The 25053-nt window shown below is 66.8% G+C and carries 23 protein-coding genes and 1 tRNA gene; 7 read left to right on the top strand and 17 right to left on the bottom strand.

From position 1 onward, the window contains the following. The first annotated feature begins 4 nt into the window (after nt 1–4). A complete protein-coding gene (locus tag E2E30_RS17365) occupies nt 5–1138 on the top strand; it encodes a GNAT family N-acetyltransferase (protein ID WP_133191618.1) in 1134 nt (377 codons plus the stop codon). Here the strand turns inward: E2E30_RS17365 and E2E30_RS17360 are convergent. The 6 genes from E2E30_RS17360 to E2E30_RS17335 form a co-directional block, all read right to left on the bottom strand. Beyond that, on the bottom strand, nt 1135–2751 hold the full coding sequence (locus tag E2E30_RS17360) for a hypothetical protein (RefSeq protein ID WP_133191617.1): 1617 nt from the start codon (nt 2749–2751) through the stop codon (nt 1135–1137). The two genes, E2E30_RS17365 and E2E30_RS17360, sit on opposite strands and share 4 nt — an antisense overlap. A gap of 218 nt (nt 2752–2969) precedes the next feature. Further along, nucleotides 2970–4685 (bottom strand): hypothetical protein, encoded by a 1716-nt coding sequence (locus tag E2E30_RS17355; RefSeq protein WP_165954555.1) that lies wholly within the window; start codon nt 4683–4685, stop codon nt 2970–2972. A 111-nt stretch (nt 4686–4796) separates the two neighbouring features. Continuing rightward, nucleotides 4797–6017: an argininosuccinate synthase gene (locus E2E30_RS17350; RefSeq protein ID WP_133191615.1), complete on the bottom strand. Its 1221-nt coding sequence runs from the start codon at nt 6015–6017 to the stop codon at nt 4797–4799. A gap of 35 nt (nt 6018–6052) precedes the next feature. Continuing rightward, nucleotides 6053–7309, bottom strand: a complete 1257-nt coding sequence (locus tag E2E30_RS17345) for an SAM-dependent methyltransferase (RefSeq protein ID WP_133191614.1) — start codon at nt 7307–7309, stop codon at nt 6053–6055. Nucleotides 7310–7328: 19 nt separating this feature from the next. Beyond that, on the bottom strand, nt 7329–8090 hold the full coding sequence (locus tag E2E30_RS17340) for a molybdopterin-dependent oxidoreductase (protein ID WP_133191613.1): 762 nt from the start codon (nt 8088–8090) through the stop codon (nt 7329–7331). Beyond that, the gene (locus E2E30_RS17335) at nt 8087–8854 is read right to left on the bottom strand and encodes a cytochrome b/b6 domain-containing protein (protein ID WP_133191612.1); all 768 of its coding nucleotides are present in this window, start codon (nt 8852–8854) and stop codon (nt 8087–8089) included. The genes E2E30_RS17340 and E2E30_RS17335 overlap by 4 nt, the downstream gene beginning before the upstream one ends. Nucleotides 8855–8962: 108 nt before the next feature. Here E2E30_RS17335 and E2E30_RS17330 point away from each other — a divergent pair, with 108 nt between their 5' ends. Further along, entirely contained in the window at nt 8963–9592 is a 630-nt protein-coding gene (locus tag E2E30_RS17330; RefSeq protein ID WP_133191611.1) for a flavin reductase family protein, read from the top strand. 39 nt (nt 9593–9631) lie between these two features. On the opposite strand, the gene E2E30_RS17325 is transcribed toward E2E30_RS17330, so the two are convergent. The 6 genes from E2E30_RS17325 to E2E30_RS17300 all read right to left on the bottom strand — a co-directional run bounded on the left by E2E30_RS17325 (nt 9632) and on the right by E2E30_RS17300 (nt 14770). After that, nucleotides 9632–10501 (bottom strand): 3-hydroxybutyryl-CoA dehydrogenase, encoded by an 870-nt coding sequence (locus E2E30_RS17325; protein WP_133191610.1) that lies wholly within the window; start codon nt 10499–10501, stop codon nt 9632–9634. 58 nt (nt 10502–10559) lie between these two features. Further along, nucleotides 10560–11537: an L-histidine N(alpha)-methyltransferase gene (egtD, locus tag E2E30_RS17320; protein WP_133191609.1), complete on the bottom strand. Its 978-nt coding sequence runs from the start codon at nt 11535–11537 to the stop codon at nt 10560–10562. A 1-nt stretch (nt 11538) separates the two neighbouring features. Further along, a complete protein-coding gene (gene egtB / locus E2E30_RS17315; protein ID WP_240699123.1) occupies nt 11539–12777 on the bottom strand; it encodes an ergothioneine biosynthesis protein EgtB in 1239 nt (412 codons plus the stop codon). Nucleotides 12778–12873: 96 nt separating this feature from the next. Continuing rightward, nucleotides 12874–13470, bottom strand: a complete 597-nt coding sequence (locus E2E30_RS17310; protein ID WP_133191607.1) for a cob(I)yrinic acid a,c-diamide adenosyltransferase — start codon at nt 13468–13470, stop codon at nt 12874–12876. Nucleotides 13471–13495: 25 nt separating this feature from the next. Continuing rightward, nucleotides 13496–13735 carry a twin transmembrane helix small protein gene (locus E2E30_RS17305; protein WP_133191606.1) on the bottom strand — a complete coding sequence of 80 codons (240 nt, stop codon included), beginning with the start codon at nt 13733–13735 and terminating at the stop codon, nt 13496–13498. A gap of 9 nt (nt 13736–13744) precedes the next feature. Next, nucleotides 13745–14770 (bottom strand): glutamyl-Q tRNA(Asp) synthetase, encoded by a 1026-nt coding sequence (locus tag E2E30_RS17300; RefSeq protein ID WP_133191605.1) that lies wholly within the window; start codon nt 14768–14770, stop codon nt 13745–13747. Nucleotides 14771–14838: 68 nt separating this feature from the next. Between E2E30_RS17300 and E2E30_RS17295 the strand changes: the two genes are divergently transcribed. The 3 genes from E2E30_RS17295 to ppc all read left to right on the top strand — a co-directional run bounded on the left by E2E30_RS17295 (nt 14839) and on the right by ppc (nt 18605). After that, nucleotides 14839–15405, top strand: a complete 567-nt coding sequence (locus tag E2E30_RS17295; protein WP_133191604.1) for an HNH endonuclease — start codon at nt 14839–14841, stop codon at nt 15403–15405. Nucleotides 15406–15493: 88 nt separating this feature from the next. Then, nucleotides 15494–15880, top strand: a complete 387-nt coding sequence (locus tag E2E30_RS17290; RefSeq protein WP_133191603.1) for a calcium-binding protein — start codon at nt 15494–15496, stop codon at nt 15878–15880. A gap of 46 nt (nt 15881–15926) precedes the next feature. Further along, nucleotides 15927–18605, top strand: coding sequence for a phosphoenolpyruvate carboxylase (gene ppc / locus E2E30_RS17285; RefSeq protein WP_133191602.1), 2679 nt, complete (start codon nt 15927–15929; stop codon nt 18603–18605). A gap of 114 nt (nt 18606–18719) precedes the next feature. Here the strand turns inward: ppc and E2E30_RS17280 are convergent, their stop codons facing one another. From E2E30_RS17280 to E2E30_RS17265, 4 genes are all read right to left on the bottom strand, one after another. After that, nucleotides 18720–19334, bottom strand: a complete 615-nt coding sequence (locus E2E30_RS17280; RefSeq protein ID WP_133191601.1) for a YbhB/YbcL family Raf kinase inhibitor-like protein — start codon at nt 19332–19334, stop codon at nt 18720–18722. A gap of 64 nt (nt 19335–19398) precedes the next feature. After that, a complete protein-coding gene (locus E2E30_RS17275) occupies nt 19399–19788 on the bottom strand; it encodes an acyl-CoA thioesterase (RefSeq protein ID WP_133191600.1) in 390 nt (129 codons plus the stop codon). Continuing rightward, nucleotides 19785–20360 carry a DedA family protein gene (locus E2E30_RS17270; protein WP_133191599.1) on the bottom strand — a complete coding sequence of 192 codons (576 nt, stop codon included), beginning with the start codon at nt 20358–20360 and terminating at the stop codon, nt 19785–19787. The genes E2E30_RS17275 and E2E30_RS17270 overlap by 4 nt, the downstream gene beginning before the upstream one ends. Nucleotides 20361–20501: 141 nt before the next feature. After that, on the bottom strand, nt 20502–22562 hold the full coding sequence (locus E2E30_RS17265; protein WP_133191598.1) for a S9 family peptidase: 2061 nt from the start codon (nt 22560–22562) through the stop codon (nt 20502–20504). A 365-nt stretch (nt 22563–22927) separates the two neighbouring features. On the opposite strand from E2E30_RS17265, the gene E2E30_RS17260 reads away from it, so the two are divergent. After that, a complete protein-coding gene (locus tag E2E30_RS17260; RefSeq protein ID WP_133191597.1) occupies nt 22928–24721 on the top strand; it encodes an aminopeptidase P family protein in 1794 nt (597 codons plus the stop codon). Here the strand turns inward: E2E30_RS17260 and E2E30_RS21145 are convergent. After that, entirely contained in the window at nt 24711–24836 is a 126-nt protein-coding gene (locus E2E30_RS21145; protein ID WP_268249518.1) for a hypothetical protein, read from the bottom strand. The genes E2E30_RS17260 and E2E30_RS21145 overlap by 11 nt on opposite strands. Nucleotides 24837–24917: 81 nt before the next feature. Here E2E30_RS21145 and E2E30_RS17255 point away from each other — a divergent pair. Next, nucleotides 24918–24992 (top strand) — tRNA-Thr (locus tag E2E30_RS17255). Nucleotides 24993–25053: the final 61 nt, after the last annotated feature.

The raw sequence follows: 25053 nt of genomic DNA, 5'->3' as shown, positions 1-25053 counted from the left end.
GGACGTGAAGAACGCCGTCACCGCCCGTATCGTCGACGGCATCGCCGCCATCCCGGCGGAAGACTGGGATGCCTGCGCCGGCTCCGCCAATCCCTTCGTCAGCCACGCCTTCCTGTCGATCCTTGAATCGTCGGGCAGCGCGCGGCCGCGCACCGGCTGGCAACCGATCCCGATCATCGTCGACGGCGCCGACGGCAAGCCCGCTGCGATCGCCCCGGCTTATGCCAAGAGCCACAGCCAGGGCGAATATGTCTTCGACCATGGCTGGGCCGACGCGTGGGAGCGGGCCGGCGGATCCTATTACCCCAAGCTGCAGATCGCCGTGCCCTTCACCCCCGCGCCCGGCCCCCGGCTGCTGCTGCGCGATCCCGACCAAGCGCCCGCGCTGATCGCCGCGATCGAGGCGGTGACCGACCAGCACGGCCTGTCCTCGGCGCACGCCACCTTCGTCGCGTCCGAACAGCTCCCCGCATTCGAGGCGGCGGGCTGGCTGATCCGCGAGGGCACGCAGTTCCACTGGCAGAACCAGGGCTATGCCGATTTCGACGGATTTCTGGGCGATCTCGCCAGCCGCAAGCGCAAGGCGATCCGCAAGGAGCGCGCTGGCGCGGTCGAGGGCCTGACGATCCGCCATATCTCGGCCGCCGACATCAGCGAGGCCGACTGGGACGCCTTCTGGGTGTTCTACCAGGACACCGGCGCGCGCAAATGGGGCCAGCCGTATCTGACGCGGCAGTTCTTCACGCTGCTCGGCCAGACGATGCCCGAGCGTGTCCTGCTGATCTTTGCCGAGCGCGACGGGCGTCCCATCGCGGGTTCGCTCAACCTGATCGGGGAGGACACGCTCTACGGCCGCTATTGGGGTTGCACCGAGGATGTCCCCTTCCTTCATTTCGAGCTGTGCTATTACCAGGCGATCGACGCCGCGATCGCGCGCGGATTGAAGACCGTCGAGGCGGGTGCGCAGGGCGAGCACAAGCTCGCGCGCGGCTATGTCCCGGTCCCGACCTGGTCGGCGCATTACATCCCCGATGCGGGCTTCCGCCGCGCGATCGCCGATTTCCTGGTGCGCGAGCGCGCCTCGGTCGAATCCGACCAGGAATTCCTCGGCGCGATGACGCCGTTCAAGAAAGGCTAGAACGGCGTCGGACGCGGGCGCGCGGTCTTCAGCGCGGCGTCGCTGATCTCGATCCCGCGCTGGCTATGGTCGACGCGGAACAGCACGCTGCTCCCGTCACGCCAGATCGGGATCAGCCCTTGGTTGAACTTGGCATCGTACGCCGGCGGGCGGATCAGCCAGACATAGTCGAAGGCATTGCGCGGGAAGCGCGCCATCGCCTTGCTGATCGGGCGCCACCATTCGCGCGGGCATTGCACACTCGTCACGATCTCGGACGGATCGTGCGCAAAGCGCTGCGCACGGACATATTTCACCGTGAGCAACTGCGCGCCCGCCATCGACCATTGATCGTTGGCATAGGCCGCGCGGCGCTCGAGCGCGATCGCGGGGAGATGTTCGAGCCGCGTCATTTTCCACGGCGCACCGCATTGCGCGCCGACGAAGGTGACGAGCTTGGCGCCGACCGGGAGATGATCGAGCGCCTTCAACTCGCGGTCGTAATCCTGCGCGAACATCCAGAAGCTCGCCGTACCCGCCGCGATCCGCACCAGTACGAAGGCGAGCCCGAGCGCCGCAATCGTCGCGCTGCCACGGATCGACAGGCCCTTTTTCGGGCGCACCGCGATCACCGCGATGGCGAGCATGAACGGCGCGAGCCGCATGTCGGCATAGGCCGATCCGAACACGATCCGCGGCAGCAGGATGAACACCGCGAGCAGGAACAGCGCCGAAAGGCCGAGATTGCGCGAATATTCGACGCTCGGATCGCGAAAACCGCGGAACAGGATCAGCAGCAGGAGCGCCATCCCGGCGAGATCGAAGGTGATCCAGCGGTCACGCAGCGCCATCGTCATATAGCCGATCTTGGCGCGCCAGTTGAACCAGTCGCCGGTCTGCCCGCCGACATGCTCGCCGCTGCGCCACACCACCATCAACACCATCGGCAGGGCGAGCGGAACGCAACCGACGCCGGCGCGCAGCCATGCCTTGATCCAGCTTAGCGGACCGCGATCGACCCGCGCATCATGCTGGCGGACCATCTCGGCCGAATACGCCAGCACGCCGAGCACGCCCCAGCCAAAGGTGTGCGCCACCCAGATGATGCACGAGAGCGGCACGAAGATCGCCGCACGCAAGCCGAAGCGCTGGTGCCGCGCGAGCCGCAGCCACAGCGCGAACGCGTTGAGCGCGAGCGCCATCGAGAAGGCGAAATTGACGAAGCCGAACTGGAAGGCATAGCTGTATGCCAGCGGCAGCGCGAACACGGCGGTCGGCGGGATGCGCCCATGCACCTCGCGCGCGATCCACAGCAGCCCGGTAACCGTCAGCACCGGGATCGTCATCACCAGCAGCTTCACCGCGAGCTCGAGCCCGAACAGCTTGGCAAGCGGGATGATCAGGATGTCGATCCCGAGATTGCCGATCAGCTGCCAGTTGAAATTGTACCAGTCCGACAGCCACGGATATTCGTCGCGCGACAATTGCACGCGGTAGCGCCCCATATGGCCCGGCAGATCGACCAGCGGCGGGATTTCGGGACGCAGCAAGGGGATGATCGCAATCAGCGCCATCACCGCGACGAACCAGCGCGTCTGCCACCATTGTAGATCGGAAGAAGTCTCGTTCGGCATGCTAGCGCCTTACCGGCGAAACGGGCGGTGCGACAAGCGAAGTCGCGCCAGGCAGTGCAACACGAGCGGCCCGGTATGCGCCGCATGGCCGATCTGACCGGCAGGAGACGACACGGCGCGATGCCGATGGGCACGCCGTCGCGGTGATCGCGACACACCCGAACCAGCGCGCTTGCGAGCAGCGCGATATTGAGAAACCTTCCCGCATTTGCGGGGTCTTACTGCGGTGGCGTTTGCGAAAACAAGCGTGCTTCGACGCGGTAGAGGGCAAACGCGCGGCCGGGCGGCGCGATCGGCACGAGCCAGTTCGGCGCATGGCCCTGCCGAATGGCATAGGCGAGCGAGGCGCCGCCTGCCGAACCGAAGCTGTCGCCGCACAGCGCAACATACTGCACGTCCCAGCCGCGCGCGATCGCCGCGGCTTGCGCCGGGGTGCCGACGAAGAAGCGATAGACCGCGAGGTTGCCCGCAGCGTTGCGATGATAGGGCGCACCGACAACGCTCAATTGCGTCGCGCCGATCGCATAGGCGCCGAGCTCGAGCGGCGCGAGCAAGCCACCGGGGGGCAGACGTCGCAGCATCGCGAGTGTCGCTGGCGCGGTGCAGCTGTCCGCCGCAGTCTCGCGGACGCTGCGGCTCGCGACGAATGCCTGCGCGGCGATCGGATACAGAATCCCAGCCGACGTGATCCACGCCCCGGCCAGCGGCAGCACGCCACGTGCGCGCGCCGCAGCGATCACCGCCGCAAGCCCGGGCGCGGCCAGGATCGCACCGGCATATGCACCGCGCATCTGCGCGCAGCTCAACAGCAGCGCGGCAAGCTGGACGATCAGCAGACCGGCCCAACGCTGGTCGCGCGTCGCATACAGCCGCCAGCCGCTCGCCAGTACGCCCGCGACCATCATCCCGGCATAGCCGATCACGGTCGGCAGCGTCGCTATGGTGACCGACCGCGCGTCGGCAATCTCGGCGCGCCACAGTTGGACGAGAATCGGATCGATGCCGCCATCCGGTACAAGGCATTCCGGCGCGACCAGCACGATCCCCGTCGCGACCACCGCGATGATGATCGTCCCCAACACCGCACGCGTCGCCGGACTGGCGATGTCGCGCGCGGCGAGCGCCATGCCCATCGGCGCGAAGGCGGCGATCACTGCGGCGCGCCAGGCGGTCATGGTGAAACCATCGCACGCTGCATAATTCCATACGATCGGCTGGAATACGATCGACGCGGCGAGCAGCCCCGCTCCGAGCCCGATCCCCAGCCCCATCATCCGGTCGTCGGCGCCGCTGCGCGCGCGCAGCCATTCGATCGCCATCGCACCGCCGACCGCCACGATCAGCGGGGCGTACTCAACCCCGATGACAAGGCTCGCCGCCCCCGCAAGTCCGGCGACCAAGCCCGGTTCGATCGCCGCCCGCGCGACGAGCGCGCGCGCCATGACCAGCACCAGCACGATCTGCAGCCCGTCGGCGTCGATCCTGCCGGGCAGAAAGATCGTGGTTGCGGGAAAGGCGATCGCAGCGACGACGGTCGCGGTGCGCGCGATCGCGCTGCCGCCGAGCGCGCGCGCGATCCGTGTGACGAGCAGCAGCGCCGCAGCGAACAGCGCGGTCGGCCAGACGATCACGGCGATCATTTCGGCAAGCGGCGCGCCGGCGATCGGTGCGAGCGCAGCGATGATCGCGCCGGGCGCGAGGTCGGGCAGACGCGACCATTCCAGCGCAAGTCCGGGCGCAGCACCGAGCCGATGCTGACGCAGATCGGCAAACCCCTGCCCCGCCAGCCAGTCGCGAATCTGCTGAAGCCGCAGCATGGCGTCGGCGTCGGGAAGGTGCAGTGACGAAAGCAATCCCCGGTCGCAAAACGCCCAGACCGCACCCAGCAGCGCCGCCAGCGCGAGCGCACACAGTGCGTCGCTCCGGCGGGCCAATCGGGATTCGCGAGCGTCCATCGCGACCGACTTAGGCGAACGGGGTTAAGGCGAAGTTAGATCGCGCCGTTTTCGCGCGTCACTTGACCCCATCCGCCTATTGTCAAACGCTTAGGCGCGATCACGCCGCCCCAGAAGCCGCAAGCGCAGCGCCTGCAACTTGATGAAACCAGCCGCATCGCGCTGGTCGTACGCGCCCTGATCGTCCTCGAAGGTGACGACCTTCTCCGAATAGAGCGAGAAGGGCGACTTGCGCCCGGTGACCGAGACATTGCCCTTGTAGAGCTTGAGGCGGACGGTGCCCGTCACCTTGCTCTGGCTGTGGTCGATTGCCGCCTGCAGCATCTCGCGCTCGGGGCTGAACCAGAAGCCGTTGTAGATCAGCTCGGCATAGCGCGGCGCAAGCTCGTCCTTGAGATGCGCGGCGCCGCGGTCGAGCGTCAATTGCTCGATCCCGCGATGCGCGAGGTGATAGATCGTGCCGCCCGGCGTCTCGTACATCCCGCGCGACTTCATGCCGACGAAGCGGTTTTCGACCAGGTCGAGCCGGCCGATACCGTGACGCCGGCCCATCTCGTTGAGCGTCTCGAGCAAAGTCGCCGGCGACATGCCGACGCCGTTGATCGCGACGCCGTCGCCGCCCTCGAAATCGATCGTGATCGTCTCGGGCTCGTTCGGCGCGTCCTCGGGATTGACCGTGCGCGAATAGACGTAATCGGGGACCTCGTCCCATGGATCCTCGAGCACTTTGCCTTCGGACGACGTGTGCAGCATGTTGGCGTCGGTCGAGAACGGCGCTTCGCCGCGCTTGTCCTTGCTCACCGGGATCTGGTGCTGTTCGGCGAACTCGATCAGCTTGGTGCGGCTGGTCAGATCCCATTCGCGCCACGGCGCGATCACCTTGATGTCGGGCGCGAGCGCGTAATAGCCGAGCTCGAAGCGGACCTGGTCGTTGCCCTTGCCGGTCGCGCCATGGCTGACCGCGTCGGCGTTCAGCATCTTGGCGATTTCGATCTGGCGCTTGGCGATCAGCGGCCGCGCGATCGAGGTGCCGAGCAGATACAGCCCCTCATAAAGCGCGTTGGCGCGCATCATCGGGAAGACGTAATCCTTGACGAATTCCTCGCGCAGATCGTCGATGAAGATGTGCTCGGGCTTTACGCCGGCCGCTTCTGCCTTCCGCCGCGCCGGCTCCAACTCTTCGCCCTGACCGAGATCGGCGGTGAAGGTGACGACCTCGCAATTGTAGGTCTGCTGCAGCCACTTCAGGATCACGCTGGTATCGAGCCCGCCCGAATAGGCGAGGACGACGCGGTTGATCTGATCAGTCATGCGAGCGAATCCTTCGGTTTTGGCGCGGGTGCGCCCTATGCGACCAGCGCGGCAGGTGCAACCGTCGGGGAGCGCATCGCGCGCTCGCCCTCGAGCATATAGTCGCGCGTGATCGGCAGGACATGGCGGTTCTTGGCGAACTGGACCTGGTAATTGACCATGCTGCCGTAATGGAACGACTGCCCCGCCCCGGCGAGGTAGAATTGCCACATGCGATAGAAGCGCTCGTCATACAGTGCGATGATCTCGTCGCGCGCCGCGACGACGCGATCGTACCATTGGTCGAGCGTGTAGCCGTAATGCAGCCGCAGCACTTCGATGTCGGTGATCATGAAGCGCAGCCCTTCGTTCGCCGCGACGATCTCCGACAGCGCGGGATTGTAGCCGCCCGGGAAGATGTATTTCGCGGTCCACGAATCGGTCACGCCCGGCCCGCCGGCGCGACCGATCGTGTGGAGCAGCATCACGCCGTCATCGGTCAGCAGATCGCGGCACTGGCGGAAAAAGGTGGTGTAATTGGCGGGACCGACATGTTCGAACATGCCGACCGAGACGATCCGGTCGAACTTCCCCGTGACGTGGCGATAGTCGATCAGCTCGAACGTGACCTTGTCCGCCACCCCCGCCGCGTCTGCCCGTTCGCGCGCGACCTTCAACTGCTCCTCGCTGAGCGTCACGCCGAGCACTTCCGCCCCGGTCTGCTGGTGCAGGTACAGCGCCATCCCACCCCAGCCGCAGCCAATGTCGAGTACGCGCATCCCTGGCGCGAGCGCGAGCTTGGCGGCAATATGCGCCTTCTTGTCGTCCTGCGCTTGCTCGAGCGAGTTGGCCGGATCGGTGAAATAGGCGCAGCTATATTGCCGGTCGGCATCGAGGAAGAGATCGTACAGCCGATCCGACAGATCGTAATGATGCGCGACGTTGCGCTTCGACTGGCGCGCCATGTTGACCCGTCCGAAGCGCAGCGTCACCGCTTGCACCGCGCGCCGCAGCGGCGACGCGGCGAGCCCGTTCTGGCCGGCCTCCCACGGATCGTTCTTCATCAGCAGCTTGACGAGATCGCGCGCGTCACCCTGCTCGATCACCATCCGCCCGTTCATATAGGCCTCGCCCGCGCCGATCCCCGGATCGCGCACGATCGCGGCGGCAGCGCCGGCATCGGTGAAGCGCAGGACGATATCGGGGAAACCCGGTGTCGCGGTGCCGAAGGTGCGGGTCTTGCCATCGGCATGATGGAGCGTGAGCGTGCCGCGCTTGACGCGCTTGGCGAGGAATAAGTCGATCAAAGCCATAGCTGCGCGTATTTAGCGATTAGATGCCGGCATACCAATCGTAATCGATCGCATCTTCCCAATAGCCGCCCTTACCCTTGCCGATCCCGGCGAGCGAAGCGACCGCGTCAATCCGCATGATATATTTCGCCTGCTTGTAGCCGAGCTGCCGCTCGACCCGCAGTCGCACCGGCGCACCGTGGCCGACGTCGAGCAGATGCCCGTTCATCGCCCAGGCGAGGATCGTCTGCGGATGGAAGGCATCGATCAGGTCGATCGACTCATAATAATGCTGGCCCGAGAACAGATCGGCGCAGGTGAACACGACATAGCGCGCGGTGGTGCGCACGTCGGCCGCCTTGAGGAGCGTGCCGAGCAGCGGGCCATGCCACTGGCCGATCGCACTCCACCCCTCGACGCAATCGTGCCGCGTGATCTGGCTCCGCGCCGGCATCGCCTGGAGCTGCGCGAGCGACAGCGCGAGCGGCCGGTTGACCAGCCCGCCGACCTGCAGCCGCCACTGCGAAAACTTGTCCGCGGACATCGCGGTGTAATCGGGCGTGTTGGGGTTGCGCGTGCCGTTGGTGCGGAAGAAGGGCGACATCTGGTCGGGGCGATATTCCTTCGCCAGGCTGCCGCGGTTCGATAATGCGCGCTGCAACCCCTCGTTGATTGTCTCGCCCGAGAACAGGATCTTGCGCAACGCAGGTGTGTTGGCGACCTGATCGCACCCGCTCAGCAGCGCGCCCGCGCCGAGCGCGCCAGTGGTGAGCAAAGCGCGCCGCGTGATGATACCGCTCATGCCGCTTCCTCCACACGGTCTTCGGGCACGCGCCACCAGCCCGTCAGCATCGACTTCACCTCGGGCCAGGCGCCCGCGAGGATCACGAGCACGAGGTGCACGATGATGAACACCACCAGTCCCGACGCGGCGATGAAATGCACCGACCGCGCCGATGCGCGACCGCCGACGACCGCGAGCAACCACGGCCACGCCGCGGTCATCGCGGGCGACAATGCGAGCCCCGAGACGATCATCGTCGGGATCAGTCCGAAGATCGTCAGCGCATAGGACAGCTTCTGGAAGATGTTGAACGCCGCCGGATGCTTCGGATCGTGGAAGCGGAAGGCGAGATGCTCCTTCAGATCGAACCACAGGTGCGACGGCGCCAGCTCCTTCAGCCGGATCCGCAGATCCTTCTGGAAATGGCGGTTGATCACGCTCGCGACCATGAAGGCGAGCAGGCCGAAGCCAAAGACGAGTGCGAACAGCAGATGCCAACGCCGCGCGATCGCCAGATTGTAGCCCGCCGGGATTGTTAGATAGGACGGCATATGCGGCGGATTGAACCACGAATGATCCGAATTCGCGCCATATTCGCCCCAATAGAGGTGCGGATGCGCGTTGAGGATCGTCAGCCCGCTGCCGATCATGATGACGATCGTCACCGCATTGACCCAGTGCCAGACCCGCGTCGCGAGGCGATGGCGATAGATCGAGGTGCTCGCGGGAACGGCCGTGGGCGAAGCGGGTTGTCCCGGGGTTGGCTGGGGTGCGTCGGTCATGCAGATCCCTATTCGCGCCACACGGCGGCTCGGTTACACCTTAGTCGCAGCGACGCGCCGACGAAACCGCAAATACGACAGCACATATGAGCCAAGGGCCGCCCGATCATGTCAGACCTGCATTTCTACGAACCGCGCAACGGCCATGCCGCCGTCCCCGGCCTCGCGCACGATCCGCTCAATTCGATCGTCGCGCCGCGCCCGATCGGCTGGATCAGCTCGCTCGCCACCGACGGCACACGCAATCTCGCGCCGTATAGCTTCTTCACGCTGCTCAACTATCGCCCGCCGATCGTCGGCTTCGCCTCGATCGGCTGGAAGGACAGCGTCGCCAATATCGCCGCGACGGGCGAATTCGTCTGGAATCTCGCGACGCGCGAGCTCGCCGCGCCGATGAATGCAAGTGCGGCGATGGTCGCGGCCGGAGTCGACGAATTCGAGCTAGCCGGGCTCGAGGCCGCGCCCTCGCGGATCGTCGCGCCACCCCGCGTCGCGGCGAGCCCCGTCGCGTTCGAGTGCCGCCACACCCAGACGCTGCGCTTGCAGGGCATCGATGGCGCCGAGATCGACACCTGGCTAATCCTCGGCGAGGTCGTCGGCATCCACATCGCGCCGCAGCTGATCGAGGATGGCGCTTACCGCACCGCCGCAGCGCATCCGATCCTGCGCGGCGGTGGCCCGGCCGATTATTTCGAGATCAGCGACGACACGCGCTTCGAGATGCGCCGGCCAGGATGACGCTTTACCCCTCCCCTTAAGGGGAGGGGCTTACGCACCTCAGCGCGTCGGCACGGGCTCCGGGCCCGAATAGTCGTAGAAGCCGCGCCCGGTCTTGCGGCCGAACCAGCCCGCCTCGACATATTTCACCAGCACCGGCGCAGGCCGGAACTTGGGGTCGCCCGTCCCTTCGAACAGCACACGCGTGATCTCCAAACACGTGTCGAGCCCGATGAAATCGGCGAGCGTCAGCGGGCCCATCGGATGGTTGAGCCCCAATTGGCACGCCAGATCGATGTCGCGGATCGTCGCGACGCCTTCGCCGAGCGCGAAGCACGCTTCGTTGAGCATCGGCATCAGCACGCGGTTAACGATGAAGCCCGGCGCATCGTTGGCGCGCACGACCTGCTTGCCGAGCCGCCCCGCATAGGCCTCGACCGTCGCCACCGTCGCATCCGAGGTGGCGAGACCGCGGATCAATTCGATCAGCCCCATCACCGGCACCGGGTTGAAGAAATGCACACCGACGAAGCGCGCCGCATCGGGTGCCGCCTGCGCGAGCCGCGTGATCGGAATCGACGAGGTATTCGAGGCGAGCACCGCGTCCTGCGACAACACCTTGCCGACCTCGGCGAAAATCGCGCGCTTGATCTCCTCGCGCTCGGTCGCCGCCTCGATCACGAGGAACGCCGGGCCCATTGCCGCGACGCTCTCGACCGGCTCGATCAGCGCCAGCGCCGCGTCGCGGGCCTCGGCGGTGATCTTTTCCTTAGTGACCGCGCGGTCGAGCTGCTGGGCGATCCCCGCCTTGCCCGCCTCGGCGCGCGCGAGGTTCATGTCCGAAAGCAGCACGCGGTATCCGGCTTGCGCCGAAACCTGCGCGATTCCCGCGCCCATCTGCCCTGCCCCGATGACTCCGACCGTATCCATGCGTCCGCTCCTATCCGTTTGACGCGTCGATAGCGGATTTGGCGCGGCGGGGAAGGTCTTACGGCGCGAGCCGTGCCGCCTGGGCTTCGGCGAGGATCACCGCGAACTTGCCCTCGGGGTCGGTCCATTCGGCGATCGGCGTCCACCCGCCCGCGCGCAGCAGGATGCGCGCGTCGCGCGCGCCGTATTTGTGGCTGTTCTCGGTGTGGATCGTCTCGCCCGCGGTCATTTCGAACGGCCGCCCCTCGATCGTGAAAGCCACGTCCTCGGTCGCCTCGAGATGCATCTCGATCCGCGCCCGATCGTCGTTCCAGATCGCGCGGTGGCGGAAGCGCTCGACCGGGATCGTGCCGGCAAGCTCGCGGTTGATCCGCGTCAGCAAGTTGAGATTGAACGCCGCGGTGACGCCCTGTGCGTCGTCATACGCCGCCTCGAGCGTGGCCGCGTCCTTGATGCGGTCCATCCCGATCACGAGCATCGCGCCCTCGCCGAGCGATTCCTTCATCGCGCGCAGCAGATCGACGCTCGAATGCGGGATCATGTTGCCGATCGTCGAGCCGGGGAAGAAGCCGAGCTTGGGCGTCGCTGCGACCTGCATCGGCAAGGCGATCGGATGCATGAAATCGGCCTCGACCGGAAGCACGTCCAGCCCGGGAAACGCCGAGGCCAGCCCCGCAGACGATTCGCGCAGGAAGTCGCCCGAAATGTCGATCGGCACATAGGCCGCAGGCGCCACCGCCTGCAGCAGGATCGGCGTCTTGGTCGACGATCCCGAGCCGAATTCGACGACGGCACGCCCCTCACCGGCACGCGCCGCGATCTCGGGCGCACACGCGCGCAGGATCGCCGTCTCGGTCCGTGTCGGATAATATTCGGGGAGATCGGTGATCTGCTCGAACAGTTCGGACCCGGCGCGATCATAGAACCAGCGCGCTGGGATGGCGCGCGGACGCATGTCGAAGCCCCGCAATACATCCTGGCGAAACGCCGGGTCGGCCAGCGACGCCTGGCCGTCCTCGATTTCCTGCTTCAACATCTCAAAGGTCTTTCGCGAGCCGCACGCCGGTGAATTGCCACCGCTGGTGCGGGTAGAAGAAATTGCGGTAACTGGCGCGCGCATGGCCGCGTGGCGTCGCGCACGATCCGCCGCGTAACACGCACTGGCCGCTCATGAACTTGCCATTATATTCGCCGACCGCGCCTTCGATCGCGCGGAAGCCGGGATACGGGCGGAAGGCGCTGCCCGTCCATTCCCACACATCGCCGAAGAATGCCGGACCGCCCGCCGAAGGCCGCGGCTCGACCGGACCGGGCGCATCCATCTGATTCCCGCCGGCGGAATCGTGCGCGCTCGCCGCAACCTCCCATTCGGCCTCGGTCGGCAGCCGTGCGCCCGCCCAGCTGGCATAGGCGTCGGCCTCGTAGAAACTGACGTGCGTGACGGGCGCGGCAGGATCGATCGCGCGGCGTCCGTCGAGCCCGAAGCGCGTCCATCCCGACTCGCCCTGCTCCCAATAGAGCGGCGCGACGATGCCCTCGCGCTTGACCCACGCCCAGCCGTCCGAGAGCCAGTGGCGCGGCTCGGCATAGCCGCCATCAGCGATGAACGCGGCCCATTCGCCGTTGGTGACGGTACGGTCGGCGATGGCATGCGGGCTGAGCAGCACGGCGTGGCGCGGCCCCTCGGCGTCGAACGCGAAGCCGTCGCCGTCATGCCCGATCTCGGTCACCGCGGCCGGGCCTTCGATCCAGCCGATCGGACCCGGCATCGCGACGGGCACCTTGCGCGCGGCGGGCCAGATCGCGGGCTCGATCGGATTTTGCGCCATCAGATGCAGGATATCGGTGACCAGCAGTTCCTGGTGCTGCTCCTCATGATGGCAGCCGAGCGCGATCAGCGCGCGCGCCGCTTGCGGAAGATCGGGCAAGGCGGCCAGCACCGCCGCATCGACATGCGCGCGATAGGCGAGGATCTCGTCGAGCGCGGGGCGCGTCACCATTCCGCGCCGGTTGCGCGCATGGCGCTGCCCCTCGGCTTCGTAATAGCTGTTGAACAGGAAGGGGAAGCGCGCGTCATAGAGCGTGTAGCCCGCCACGAAATCGCGCAGCACGAAGGTTTCGAGAAACCAGGTGGTGTGCGCGAGATGCCATTTGGCGGGGGAGGCATCGTCCATCGACTGCGCCGTCGCATCGGCATCCGACAACGGCGCGACCAGGCCGACGGTCAAGCCGCGCACCGCTTCGAAGCGGGTGGCAAGACCCGCAGGGTCGGGCATCGGGGCGGTCTGCGGTTGCGTCGTCATCTCACCATTCCCCCGTATGACCCGCGCCGTCACCTTGACGGACAGCGAGTCCCGGCAGCGCTGGTGCGATTATCGCGTCGCGCCGGGTCGCCAAAGAACGTCGCCACCCGCCTTTTGGTTCACTGCGCGAGCCGCAACGAAAAGATAATCCGAGAGCCGGTTCAAATAGGCGAGCGCGAGCGGGTTGATCGCGACCTCGCGCGCCGCCGCGACGCCCGCGCGTTCGGCGCGCCGGACGGTCGCGCGCGCGACGTGCAGCGCCGCCGCCGGGGCGGTGCCGCCGGGCAGAATGAAGCTCGTCAGCGCGCCCAGTTCGGCGTTCATCCGGTCGATCTCGTCCTCGAGCCGCGCGACCTGCGATGCGACGATACGCAGCGTCATCTCGGACGGCGCGAAATCGTCATCCTCCCCCGCGCTCGGGGTCGCGATATCGGCGCCGAGGTCGAACAAATCGTTCTGGATCCGCTCGAGCAACGCCGGCAGCCAGGCGAGATCGAGCCCCGCGGCGCGCAAGGCGACGACAGCGACACCGATCGTGCTGTTCGCTTCATCGACATCGCCGATCGCCGCCATCCGCGCGGCGTCCTTGGGCGTGCGCGATCCGTCGACGAGGCCCGTCGTGCCGTCATCGCCGGTGCGCGTATAGATTCGGTTGAGCTTGACCATGCTGGATTCCCCGAGAGCGAGCGGCTCAGCTCTTGCCGGCGAGCCACATCAGCAGGACGACCAGGAAGATCGCAATCGCCTGGAACATCACGCGATATTGCATCATCTTGTTCGACTTGATCGACGAGGCGGAGACGGCATCGTTCGACGTCCCGTCGCGCAGATCCTGGCTGGCACCGAGCAGGAAGACCACCAGCCCGCGCACGAGGACGACAACCACCGCAATCATCGCGGCGACCAGCAAGATGGTGAGAAATGTGCTCATGCAGTCAATCTAGGCGTTCGCTGCGACAAAGCCAATGCCCGCGCGCAGCGATGCCGCAAGCGCAGGCCCGTCCTCGCCAGCCAGGCGCAGGCTTTCGAGCGTCGGCGCGTGATTGCGCTTGGCGAGGCGCGCGCCATCGGGCCCCGCAATCAGCGCATGGTGGTGATAGATCGGCGTCGGAAAACCGAGCAGCGCCTGGAGCAGGCGGTGGACATGGGTCGCGCCGAACAGATCGACTCCGCGCACGACATGGCTGACGCCTTGCGCGGCATCGTCGATCGTCACCGCAAGATGATAGCTCGCGGGCGCATCCTTGCGCGCGAGGATCACGTCGCCGTGCGAGAGCGGATCGGCGACGATCGTGCCGGCGATTTCGTCGGTCCAGGTCAAGTTTCCACCTCCCCTCGCTGGACGGGAGGGGATCGAGGGGTGGGGCGGCCCGTAGTGGGGCGCAACGCCCGCCTCCAGCCGACCCACCCCCAGCCCCTCCCTCCCAGGGAGGGGAGGCGCGAGGGCGAGCGCCTTGGCCATATCGAGCCGCCATGCGAAGCGGTCCCCGTGCGCAACCCGCGCCGCGACCGCATCGGCGTCGAGCGCACGGCACGTCCCCGGATACACCGCCTCGGGCCCATGCGGCGCGCTCAAGCTCGCCGCGATTTCGGCGCGCGTGCAGAAGCACGGATACAGCAGCCCCATCCCCCGCAACCGCTCGAGCGCGGCGGCATAGACATCGAGCCGAGTCGATTGGAACAGCACCGGTCCGTCCCACGCCAAACCGAGCCAGCGCAGATCCGCCTCGATCGCCGCGACATGCTCGGGGCGGCTGCGGGTGCCGTCGATATCCTCGATCCGCAGCAGAAACCGCCCGCCCGCCGCCCGCGCGCGGTCGTGCGCCTGCACCGCCGAATAGGCGTGCCCCAGATGCAGCCGCCCGGTCGGGCTCGGCGCAAAGCGCGTGACGACCGAGGCCACGCGCGCACTTGACCGCGAGTCGGTCGCCGTGCTGAAATCGGACGAGACGGGTAGCGCTGTCATGACAGCGTCATCCTAATGGGCTTGAAGCCCCGCAGGAAGCGCCACTCAGTGGTAAAGGAGGGGCCGAAGTGTACCATCCCGATCTGATCCGCCACCCCGATGGCTGTCCCGCGCTCGTGCTCAACGCGGACTACACTCCGCTGAGCTATTATCCGCTGTCGGTCTGGCCGTGGCAGACCGCGATCAAGGCGGTGTTCCTCGACCGCGTCGACATCGTCGCCGAATATGAGCGCGAGGTGCGCAGCCCGACGCGGGCGCTCAAATTGCCCTCGGTGATCGCGCTCAAATCGTATGTCCGCCCCAGCGCCTTCCCCGCCTTCACGCGCTTCAACCTGTTCCTGCGCGACAAGTTCGTCTGCCAATATTGCGGCGCGGGCAACGATCTGACCTTCGACCATATCGTGCCGCGCGCGCAGGGCGGCCGCACGACGTGGGAAAATGTCGCCACCGCGTGCTCGCCGTGCAACCTCAAAAAGGGCGGGCGCACGCCGAAACAAGCGGGGATGCCGCTGCATATCGACGCGATCCGCCCGACCAGCTGGCAGCTGCAGGAACACGGCCGACGCTATCCGCCCAATTTCCTCCACGATACCTGGCACGACTGGCTGTATTGGGACGTCGAGCTCGAGGCCTGAGCTGCCGGCGGTGCCGAAACGACAGTGCCGGAACGATCGGCGTGGCGCGCCGTTCACCCCCCAACGGGAGAAAACAATGCGCCGGCTGATGATCACGACCTGTCTGTTGCTTGTGGCAGGATGCGAATCCAAGCCGACCAATGACGAATATGCCGCCAATTTCGTGCCCCCGACGCTGCTCAAGCGCGCCGAATATGAAACGCTGCTCGAATCGCGCTGGACGCGGCTCGACCGCAATCTCGACGGCGCCATCGCGCAGTCCGAGGTTCCGGTTAAATATGCCAAGCGACTGAACGCGCTCGATGCCGATCACGACGGCAAGATCACCCACCGCGAATTCATCAGCGGCAGCCTCGCGCGCTTCGACCGCGAGGATGCCAATCACGACGGCTTGCTGACCAACGTCGAGAGCAGCGCGGCGCGTACCGCCGAGGATGCTTCGAACAATGCGTCGTCCGCCGCAGCAGTGAAATAATCGACAAGCGATTGACCGCGCCGCTGCCGCAATGCAGCATGAAATCATGGCTGACCTCCCCGGAATCGCAAACAATCCCGACATTCGTTTTCTGGGCAAATTGCTCGGCGACGTGATCCGCACCTATGGCGGCGACGCGCTCTACGCGCGGACCGAATCGATCCGCGCCGCCTCGGTCGATCGACATCGCACAAAGAACGGCGGCGGTGGCCCCGAAGCCGATCTCGGGCTCGATGCGCTGAGCCTCGACGAGACGCTCGATTTCGTGCGCGGTTTCATGCTGTTCTCGATGCTCGCCAATCTTGCCGAGGATCGCCAAGGCGTCGCCGCCGAACAGGGCGCCGATCTTGCCGCAGCGCTCGAACGGCTCGCCGGCGAAGGCATCGACAAGGCGCAGGTGATGGACTTGCTCCACCATGCGCTGATCGCCCCCGTCCTCACCGCGCATCCGACCGAAGTCCGCCGCAAGTCGATGATCGACCATCGCAACCGGATCGCGGCGCTGATGCGGCTGCGCGATGCCGACGTCCACGAGACGCCCGATGGCGACGACGTCGAGGAAGCGATCCTGCGCCAGATCGCGCTGCTGTGGCAGACGCGTGTGCTGCGCCGCGAACGGCTCTACGTCACCGACGAGGTCGAGATCGCACTGTCGTATCTGCGCGACGTCTTTCTGCCCGCGCTGCCCGCGCTCTACCAGCGCTGGGACCGCGCGCTCGGCGAGCGCGTGCCGAGCTTCCTCAAGCCCGGCAGCTGGATCGGCGGCGATCGCGACGGCAACCCGTTCGTCACCGCCGACAGCCTGAAGACCGCGCTCGCCAAGGCAAGCGAAGCGGTGCTCGGCTATTATCTCGACGCGGTCCATGCGCTCGGCGCCGAGCTGTCGATCTCGACCAATCTCGCGCCCGCCGACGACGCGGTGATCGCGCTCGCCGATGCCAGCGGCGACACCGCCGAGAGCCGCAGCGACGAGCCGTATCGCCGTGCGCTGTCGGGCATCTACGCGCGCCTCGCCGCGACCCACCTTGCGCTCACCGGCAAGCCCGCGCCGCGCGCCGCTGCGCTCAAGGGCGAACGCTATGCCGATCCGCAGGCGTTCCGCGCCGATCTCGTCACGATCGCGCGCGCGCTTCGGTCCGGCGGCGGCGCGCTGTCGTCGGGCGGGGCGCTCGGCCGGTTGATCCGCGCATGCGAGACCTTCGGCTTCCATCTCGCGACGCTCGACCTGCGCCAGAACAGCGCGGTGCACGAACGCGTCGTCGCCGAACTGCTCAAGGTGGCGGGCGTCGAGGCGGATTACCTGTCGCTCAACGAATCGCAGCGCGTCTCGCTGCTGCGCCATGAACTGTCGAACGCGCGGCCCTTGGCCAGCCCGTTCGCCGACTATTCGGACGAGACGAAGTCCGAACTCGCGATCGTCCGCGCCGCCGCCGAGGCGCACGCCACCTACGGCCCGGCGTGCATCGTCCAGCACATCGTCTCGATGGCGCAATCGGTGTCCGACCTGCTCGAGCTCAACATTCTGCTCAAGGAGGTCGGGCTCTACCGCGGCGGCGCGACGCCTAGCGCGGCGATCATGGCGGTGCCGCTGTTCGAGACGATCGGCGATCTCGAGGCCGCGCCCGGCATCATGACCGAATGGTTCTCGCTGCCCGAAGTGCGCGGCATCACCGCGGCGCGCAGCTTCCAGGAAGTGATGATCGGCTATTCCGACAGCAACAAGGATGGTGGCTATCTCACCTCGACCTGGAGCCTGTCGAAAGCCTCGACCGCGCTGAAGGGCGTGTTCGCCGGCGCGGGTGTGGGCATGCAGCTGTTCCACGGCCGCGGCGGCGCGGTCGGGCGTGGCGGCGGCTCGGCGTTCGCGGCGATCCGCGCGCAGCCGTCGGGCACCGTCCAGGGCCGCATCCGCATCACCGAGCAAGGCGAAGTGATCGCGGGCAAATACGGGACGCGCGACAGCGCGATCACCAATCTCGAGGCGATGGCGTCGGCGACATTGCTCGCCAGCCTCGAGCCCGATGCGCTGTCGGCCGCCGACACGCGGCGTTTCTCCGCGGCGATGGACACGCTCTCGGCCTCGGCCTTCGAAGCGTATCGCGGGCTGGTCTATGGCACCGAGGGCTTCCGCACTTTCTTCCGCCAGATGACGCCGATCGTCGAGATTGCCGGCCTCAAGATCGGCAGCCGCCCGGCGAGCCGGACCAAGTCCGACAAGATCGAGGATCTGCGCGCGATTCCGTGGGTGTTCAGCTGGGCGCAGGCGCGCGTGATGCTGCCGGGCTGGTACGGCGTCGGCCAGGCGCTGAGCAGCTTCGAGGACAAGGGGCTGCTCGCCGAGATGGCGCAGGGCTGGCCGTTCTTCGCCGCGAGCCTTGCCAATATGGAGCAGGTGATCGCCAAGTCCGACATGGACATCGCGGCGCGCTATGCCACCTTGGTCGAGGACCGTGCGCTGGCCGACGCGATCTTCCCGCGGATCGTGGGTGGCTGGCAGCAAGCGCATGACGGCTTGCTCGAGATCACCGGGCAGACACGGTTGCTGCAGGCGCATCCCGCGCTCGATGCGTCGATCCGGCTGCGGCTGCCGTATATCGAGCCGCTCAACCTGCTCCAGATCGAGCTCATCAAGCGCCGCCGCGCGGGCGACGAGGACGAGCGGATCGGCGAGGGCATCCTGCTGTCGATCAACGCGATCGCGACCGCGCTGCGCAACAGCGGCTAACCTGAAAGCCCCTCCCCTTCAGGGGAGGGGTTGGGGTGGGGAAGTCCCGAGCGCAGGTCTCTGCCAGGCTTCCCCCACCCCAATCCCCTCCCCTGAAGAGGAGGGGCGCACCGATTACGCGACCGCCGCTCCACCTTCCGCCACCGGCGCATCGACGACCTCGCCGCGTGAATAGAGCCCGGTCAGAATCCCGGCACCGATCACATGCCCCGCCATCGCATTGAGCACCGCCCCGCGCCCCGGGCCATCCCCCAGATCCTCGGGCGAGCAATCGAGCGCGAACAGCTGGAAAACGTAGCGATGCTCGCCGTGCCCGCTGGGCGGATCGGGCGCGAGCCAGCCTTGCGACAGATAGGAATTGATCCCGATCGCACCCGCCGCGCCGTCGGCTGCGATCGCGCCCTCGGCGAGGCCCGTCGTCGCGACGTTCATGCCCCACAGGATCGCGTGCACCAGCGGCGCCGGCGTCGGCGAATCGGCATCCTCGATGATCAGCGCGAGGCTCTGCGTGCCCGCCGGCGCGTCGGACCAGTGGAGCGGCGGCGAGACGCCCGCGCCATCGGCGGTGAAGCGCGCCGGCATCTCGGCGAAATCGCCGAACGCCGGGCTGCTCAGCGCAATCTCGACCGCGCCGACGCCGAGCGAGGGATGGACGATCGCGAGATGCTCGGCACCGGCGCGGATGTTGCGCAAACTGGCGCCAAGCCATTCGGGGACATGTTCGAGCATTGCTGCGGCCTTTCAAAAGCTTGAGACAACCAAGCCCTCGGGCGCCGCACAGGTTCCGCCCGCGTCACAAAAACGGCGCGGCGATCTCGTCGCGCACCCGCGCGAGCTTGCCGGTCGCGCGGTCGAGCATCGCCCAGGTCGTCAGCGCCTCGACCTTGACCTTGCCGTCGGCCCCGGTGAAGCGCACCGCGCGGTCGAAGCGCGCGCCCTTTGGCGCCGCGGCAACCCAGGTCTCGCCGGTTACCGTCTCGCCGACACCGACATTGCCGCGATAATCGACCTCGTGCCGCGTCACGACCCAGAAATAGGCGTCGCGATGCTCGGGCAGCGCCTGCGCCATCCAGTGCGCCACCGCGATCTCCTGGATCCAGCGCACCCATACCGCATTGTTGACGTGGCCGAGTTCGTCGATGTCGGCGGCGCTCGCGGTGATCGCCTGCACGAAGCGGCTCACGTCGCGGCTTTCCCGCGCGTGCGCCACCAATGGATCGCCCCGACGATCGCGGCGACAACGACGACCGCGCCGCCGACGATCAGGATCGCATGCTTGTCGGGCAGGAAGCGCTCGATCAGTTTTTCGAAACTGTGCCCGAACAGATAGCCGATTCCGGTGAAGACGATCCCCCATACCACCGCCGCGATCGCATTGATCAGCAGGAACAGCCTAGTCTCGACCCTGGTCGTGCCAATCGCGATCGGGCTGATCGTGCGGAAGCCGTAGATGAAGCGGAAGGCGAAGATGAAGCCGATCGGATAGCGTTCGAGCAATCCCAGCGCGCGCGCGAAGATCGGACGCTGCTGCTGGCGTTTGACCCACGCCTTGCCGCGGAAATAGCGCCCGGCGCTGAAGAAGATCTGGTCGGCGACGAACGACCCTGCCGCCGCCGCCGCCATCGCACCGGGCAGCGGGAGCAGGCCCTTGTGCGACAGCAACCCACCCGCGACGACGACGGTCTCGCCCTCGATGCCGGCGCCGAGAAACAGCGCGGCAAGGCCATATTTCGCAATGATCGTTTCGATCGACACTAGCGTACGCCGCCTCTTACCTGAGCCACCACCGTCATCCCCGCGAAAGCGGGGATCCCGCTTCTTCTTCGCGAACCGGGCCAGGCAGCGCGACCCCCGCTTTCGCGGGGGTGACGGAGGAAGGGCTCCACCTCATCGCAGCTAGGCCTCGACGCCCAATTGCCACAGCACGAAGGCATGCTCCTCGGCCGCCTCGCGCAAGCTTTCGAAGCGCCCCGACTTGCCGCCATGCCCCGCGCCCATATTGGTCTTGAGCAGCAGCACGTTGCTATCGGTCTTCACGCTGCGCAGCTTGGCCGCCCATTTCGCGGGCTCCCAATAGGTCACGCGCGGATCGTTGAGGCCGCCGCTGATGAACATCGGCGGATAGGCCTGCGCCTTCACCTGGTCATACGGCGAGTACCCGCGGATCAGTTCGAACGCCGCCTTATCCTCGATCGGGTTGCCCCATTCGGGCCACTCGCCCGGCGTCAGCGGCAGTTCGGCATCCATCATCGTGTTGAGCACGTCGACGAACGGCACGTCGGCAATCACCGCGCCCCACAGGTCGGGATCCGAATTGACCACCGCACCCATCAACTCGCCGCCGGCCGAGCGGCCCGCGATTGCGATCTTGCCCGCCGAGGTCCAACCGCCCGCAATCAGCCCTTTCGCCACATCGACGAAATCGTTGAAGGTGTTGGCGCGCTTCTCGAGCTTGCCGTCGAGATACCATTGCTGGCCGAGATCGTCCCCGCCGCGGATATGCGCGATCGCATAGGCAAAGCCGCGATCGAGCAGCGACAGCCGCCCGGTCGAGAAGCCCGGCGGGATCGCATAGCCATACGCGCCGTACGCATAGAGATAGATCGGCCGGCTGCCGTCGCGCGGAAAATCCTTGGGGTAGACGATCGACACCGGCACCTCGGTGCCATCACGCGCAGCGATCTTGAGCCGCTCGGTGCGATATTTGTCGCCGTCATAGCCGGAAGGGATTTCCTGAACCTTGAGCGTCGTCAGCGTGCCCGTCGCGACGTCGTAATCATATTCGGTGCCCGGCGTGACCATCGATTCATAGCCGACGCGCAGCACATCCATCGCATATTCGGGATTGTTGCCGAGGCCGGCATCGTAGCTCGCCTCGGGAAACACGATCCGCTGCGGTGCGATGCCCTCGTCGTAGCGGTGGATCTCGATCTGATCCAACCCGTCCTCGCGCCCGTCGACGATGAAGAAATCGCGGAAGCAGTCGATCCCCGTCATGTAGAAATGCTTCGACGGGCCGATCTTCTCGACCCACTCGCCCGGCGCCGAGATATGCGCGGTGCACAGTCGGAAATTGGGGTCGGTGTCGTTGGTGTGGATGAACAGCGTGTCGCCGTGCATGTCGACATCGTATTCGCGCCCGACCTTGCGCGGCGCGACGCACAAAGGCGTCGCTAGCGGGTCGGTCGCCGGGAGCAGGTAGATCTCGCTCGTCACATGGTCGCCGCTCGACAGCACGATCCACTTTCGGTCGCTGGTCTCGCTGACGCCGACGCGGAAGCCTTCATCGGCCTCCTTGAACAATTCGACATCATCGGCGACCGGCGTTCCCAGCCAGTGCAGCCTCGCATTGTCGGTGCGCCACTGCTCGTTGGCGAGGCCGTAGAGGAAACCCTTGTCGTCGGCGGTCCAGACGATCTCGGACAGCATCCCCGGAATGACGTCGGGCAAATGCTCGCCCGTGGTCAGATCCTTGACGCGCACCTCGAACCGCTCCGAGCCATTGTCGTCGATCGCATAGGCGAGCAGCCGCCCGTCGTTCGACACCGAGAAAGCGCCCAAACGGAAATATTCCTTGCCCTCGGCCAGCGCGACCTCGTCGAGGATCAGGTCGGGCTCGCCCCCGCCGACGGGCTTGCGCCACCATTTGCGATATTCGCCGCCGGTCTCGAACGAAGTCCAATACAGCCAGTCGCCATCCTTCTGCGGCACCGACGAATCGTCTTCCTTGATGCGCCCCTTCATCTCGGCATAGAGCCGGTCGATCAGCCCCTTGTGCGGCGCCATCACGGCTTCGAAATAGGCGTTCTCGGCCGCGAGATAGGCGAGCACGTCCGTATCGTCGACCTCGGGATAGTTGGGGTCCTTCAGCCACGCGTAAGGGTCTTCGATGGTCACGCCGTGTGCGGTGAAGCTGTGGGCGCGAGTCTGCGCGACGGGCGGGGTAAGATCTGTCATCCCCAATCCCTACCCGCTCCCGGCGGGACAAGTCGAGATGCGTGCGCTTGGGCGACCCGGCTCAGGCTGCGCGCCGTCGACCTGTCCGACCGCAGCGACCGCCACCCCGACATCCGCTTGCGTCGCGCTGCGCTCTCTTCTCGGCGCGCATCGCCAGCGTCGGGACGAGACCTCCAGCAGCAACCCACATCCTAAGGATAGCGCGTCCGCAGGCGAACCGGGCACGCCTGCGGGGATGGATGCCGTCGACCCTGTCGCGCCCGGGCGCGATCTGGCAAGGTTGCGCTTCGTCCCGCCCGATCCGTCAGGATAGGCTGCCTCGCAACCGAACGCCCTCCCCGCTTCCCGCAACCACGAGAAAACGCATGTCGATCCATTCCACCCGCCTCGCCGCCCTTCGCGCTCAGCTCGCGCACGACCGTCTCGACGGCTTCGTCGTCCCGCTGACCGACGAGCATATGAGCGAATATGTCGGTGCCTATGCGCAGCGCCTCGCGTGGCTGACGGGATTCCAGGGGTCCGCCGGAAGCGCGGTCGTGCTGACCGAGCGCGCCGCGATCTTCACCGACGGCCGCTATACGCTGCAAGTCCGCGAGCAGGTCTCGGCCGACGACTGGGCCTATGTCGCCGTTCCCGCGACGAGCATCGCGGCATGGCTCGGCGAGCATGCGCCGGCCGGCGGGCGGATCGGCTATGATCCCTGGCTCCACACCCGCGGCTGGGTCGACGACACGCGCGCCGCGCTCGCCGCGCGCGGTGCCGAACTCGTCGCGGTCGAGGCCAATCCGATCGATGCCGTCTGGAGCGACCGCCCAGCCCCATCGGACGCGCCGCTCGTCGTCCAGGACGAAGCGCGCGCCGGCGTCGGCTCGGCCGCCAAGCGTGCGCAGATCGCCGACTGGCTCGCCGCGACCAAGGCCGACGCCGTCGTGCTGACCGCGCTCGATTCGATCGCCTGGGCACTCAACGTGCGCGGCACGGACGTCGCGCACACGCCCGTCGCGCTGGCCTACGCGATCGTCGATGCCGACGGCACCGCCGACCTGTTCGTTGCGCCGGAAAAGGTCAGCGACGCGGTGCGCCAGCATCTCGGCAATGCGATCCGCCTCCACCCGCGCAGCGCCTTTGCCGACGCGCTCGGCCGCTACGCCGGCAAGCGCATCGCGGCCGATCCCGAGCGCGCGGTTGCCGCGATCTTCGACCGGCTCGATCAGGGCGGTGCCACGGTGCTCGCGCTGCGCGACCCCGTCGTGCTCGCCAAGGCGGTCAAGAACCGCGTCGAGATCGATGGCCACCGTGCCGCCTCGGCGCGCGATGGTGCCGCGCTTGCGAAATTCCTCCGCTGGGTCGAGGTCGAGGCGCCCAAGGGCGGGCTCGACGAACTGGCGTGCGTCGCCAAGCTGCAGGCGTTCCGCGAAGCGACGGGCGTGCTGCTCGACACCTCGTTCGACACGATCTCGGCGACGGGCGCGCATGGCGCGAGCCCGCATTATCATTCGACGCCGGAATCGAACGCGCCGCTCGAACTGGGCCAGCTCTATCTGGTCGATTCGGGCGGGCAATATGCCGACGGCACGACCGACCTGACGCGCGTCCTGCCAATCGGCGAGCCGACGCCCGAAATGCGCGACCGCTTCACACGCGTGCTGCAGGGCCATATCGCGCTGGCGACCGCGGTCTTCCCGCACGGCACGACCGGCGGGCAGCTCGATCCGTTCGCGCGGCGGCCGCTCTGGGCGGTGGGGCTCGATTATGCGCATGGCACGGGCCACGGCGTCGGCGCCTATCTCTCGGTGCATGAAGGGCCGCAGCGGATCGCGCCGCCGACCTATCCCGGCGGCGGCCCGGCCGAGCCGCTGCGTGCCGGCATGATCCTCTCGAACGAGCCCGGCTATTACAAAGCGGGCGAATACGGGATCCGGATCGAAAACCTGATCCTGGTCGAGGAGCGCGGCTTTGCCGAGGGCGCGACGATGCTCGGGTTCGAGACGCTCACTTTCTGTCCGATCGAACGCTCGCTGATCGTCACCGAGATGCTGAGCGCTGCCGAACGCGCGTGGCTCGATTCATACCATGCCCGCGTCGTCGCGGTGATCGGCGATCATCTCGATGCCGACGAGCGTGCCTGGCTCGCGGCGAAATGCGCGCCTATCGCGTGACATCGTCGTCGCGCGGCGCCGCGTCGAGCGCCCGCTCGCGTCCCTTGCGGCGCTTGAGGTTCTCGCGCAGCGCCGCGGCCAGCCGCGCCGCTTTCTCGTCTTCTTTTGTGCTCACCTGTGAAACGCTCCTTGACAATCCCCGCGCCAACCGCTCTTAGGCCGCTTCCGCAGACGCCGTAAGGTGCTTTGCGGACATGCTGCCGTAGCTCAGTGGTAGAGCGCATCCTTGGTAAGGCTGAGGTCGTGAGTTCAATCCTCACCGGCAGCACCAGTTTTTAAAGTACATTCCTACGTTGGGTCTGACAATTTGCCTTCGGGCAAGGCGGCCGCAG

It is taken from the genome of Sphingomonas sp. AAP5 (genome assembly GCF_004354345.1).
Taxonomy (GTDB): domain Bacteria; phylum Pseudomonadota; class Alphaproteobacteria; order Sphingomonadales; family Sphingomonadaceae; genus Sphingomonas; species Sphingomonas glacialis.
The sequence above is the reverse complement of the archived record's forward strand: the minus strand, read 5'-3'. Positions and strand labels throughout refer to the sequence as shown.

Bases quoted from the DNA above. Each gene is read 5' to 3' on its own strand.
- E2E30_RS17360 (WP_133191617.1), bottom strand. From the start codon at position 2,751: ATGCCGAACGAGACTTCTTCCGATCTACAATGGTGGCAGACGCGCTGG.
- E2E30_RS17350 (WP_133191615.1), bottom strand. From the start codon at position 6,017: ATGACTGATCAGATCAACCGCGTCGTCCTCGCCTATTCGGGCGGGCTC.
- E2E30_RS17345 (WP_133191614.1), bottom strand. From the start codon at position 7,309: ATGGCTTTGATCGACTTATTCCTCGCCAAGCGCGTCAAGCGCGGCACG.
- E2E30_RS17340 (WP_133191613.1), bottom strand. From the start codon at position 8,090: ATGAGCGGTATCATCACGCGGCGCGCTTTGCTCACCACTGGCGCGCTC.
- E2E30_RS17335 (WP_133191612.1), bottom strand. From the start codon at position 8,854: ATGACCGACGCACCCCAGCCAACCCCGGGACAACCCGCTTCGCCCACG.
- E2E30_RS17330 (WP_133191611.1), top strand. From the start codon at position 8,963: ATGTCAGACCTGCATTTCTACGAACCGCGCAACGGCCATGCCGCCGTC.
- E2E30_RS17325 (WP_133191610.1), bottom strand. From the start codon at position 10,501: ATGGATACGGTCGGAGTCATCGGGGCAGGGCAGATGGGCGCGGGAATC.
- egtD (WP_133191609.1), bottom strand. From the start codon at position 11,537: ATGTTGAAGCAGGAAATCGAGGACGGCCAGGCGTCGCTGGCCGACCCG.
- egtB (WP_240699123.1), bottom strand. From the start codon at position 12,777: ATGCCCGACCCTGCGGGTCTTGCCACCCGCTTCGAAGCGGTGCGCGGC.
- E2E30_RS17310 (WP_133191607.1), bottom strand. From the start codon at position 13,470: ATGGTCAAGCTCAACCGAATCTATACGCGCACCGGCGATGACGGCACG.
- E2E30_RS17305 (WP_133191606.1), bottom strand. From the start codon at position 13,735: ATGAGCACATTTCTCACCATCTTGCTGGTCGCCGCGATGATTGCGGTG.
- E2E30_RS17300 (WP_133191605.1), bottom strand. From the start codon at position 14,770: ATGACAGCGCTACCCGTCTCGTCCGATTTCAGCACGGCGACCGACTCG.
- E2E30_RS17290 (WP_133191603.1), top strand. From the start codon at position 15,494: ATGATCACGACCTGTCTGTTGCTTGTGGCAGGATGCGAATCCAAGCCG.
- ppc (WP_133191602.1), top strand. From the start codon at position 15,927: ATGGCTGACCTCCCCGGAATCGCAAACAATCCCGACATTCGTTTTCTG.
- E2E30_RS17280 (WP_133191601.1), bottom strand. From the start codon at position 19,334: ATGCTCGAACATGTCCCCGAATGGCTTGGCGCCAGTTTGCGCAACATC.
- E2E30_RS17265 (WP_133191598.1), bottom strand. From the start codon at position 22,562: ATGACAGATCTTACCCCGCCCGTCGCGCAGACTCGCGCCCACAGCTTC.
- E2E30_RS17260 (WP_133191597.1), top strand. From the start codon at position 22,928: ATGTCGATCCATTCCACCCGCCTCGCCGCCCTTCGCGCTCAGCTCGCG.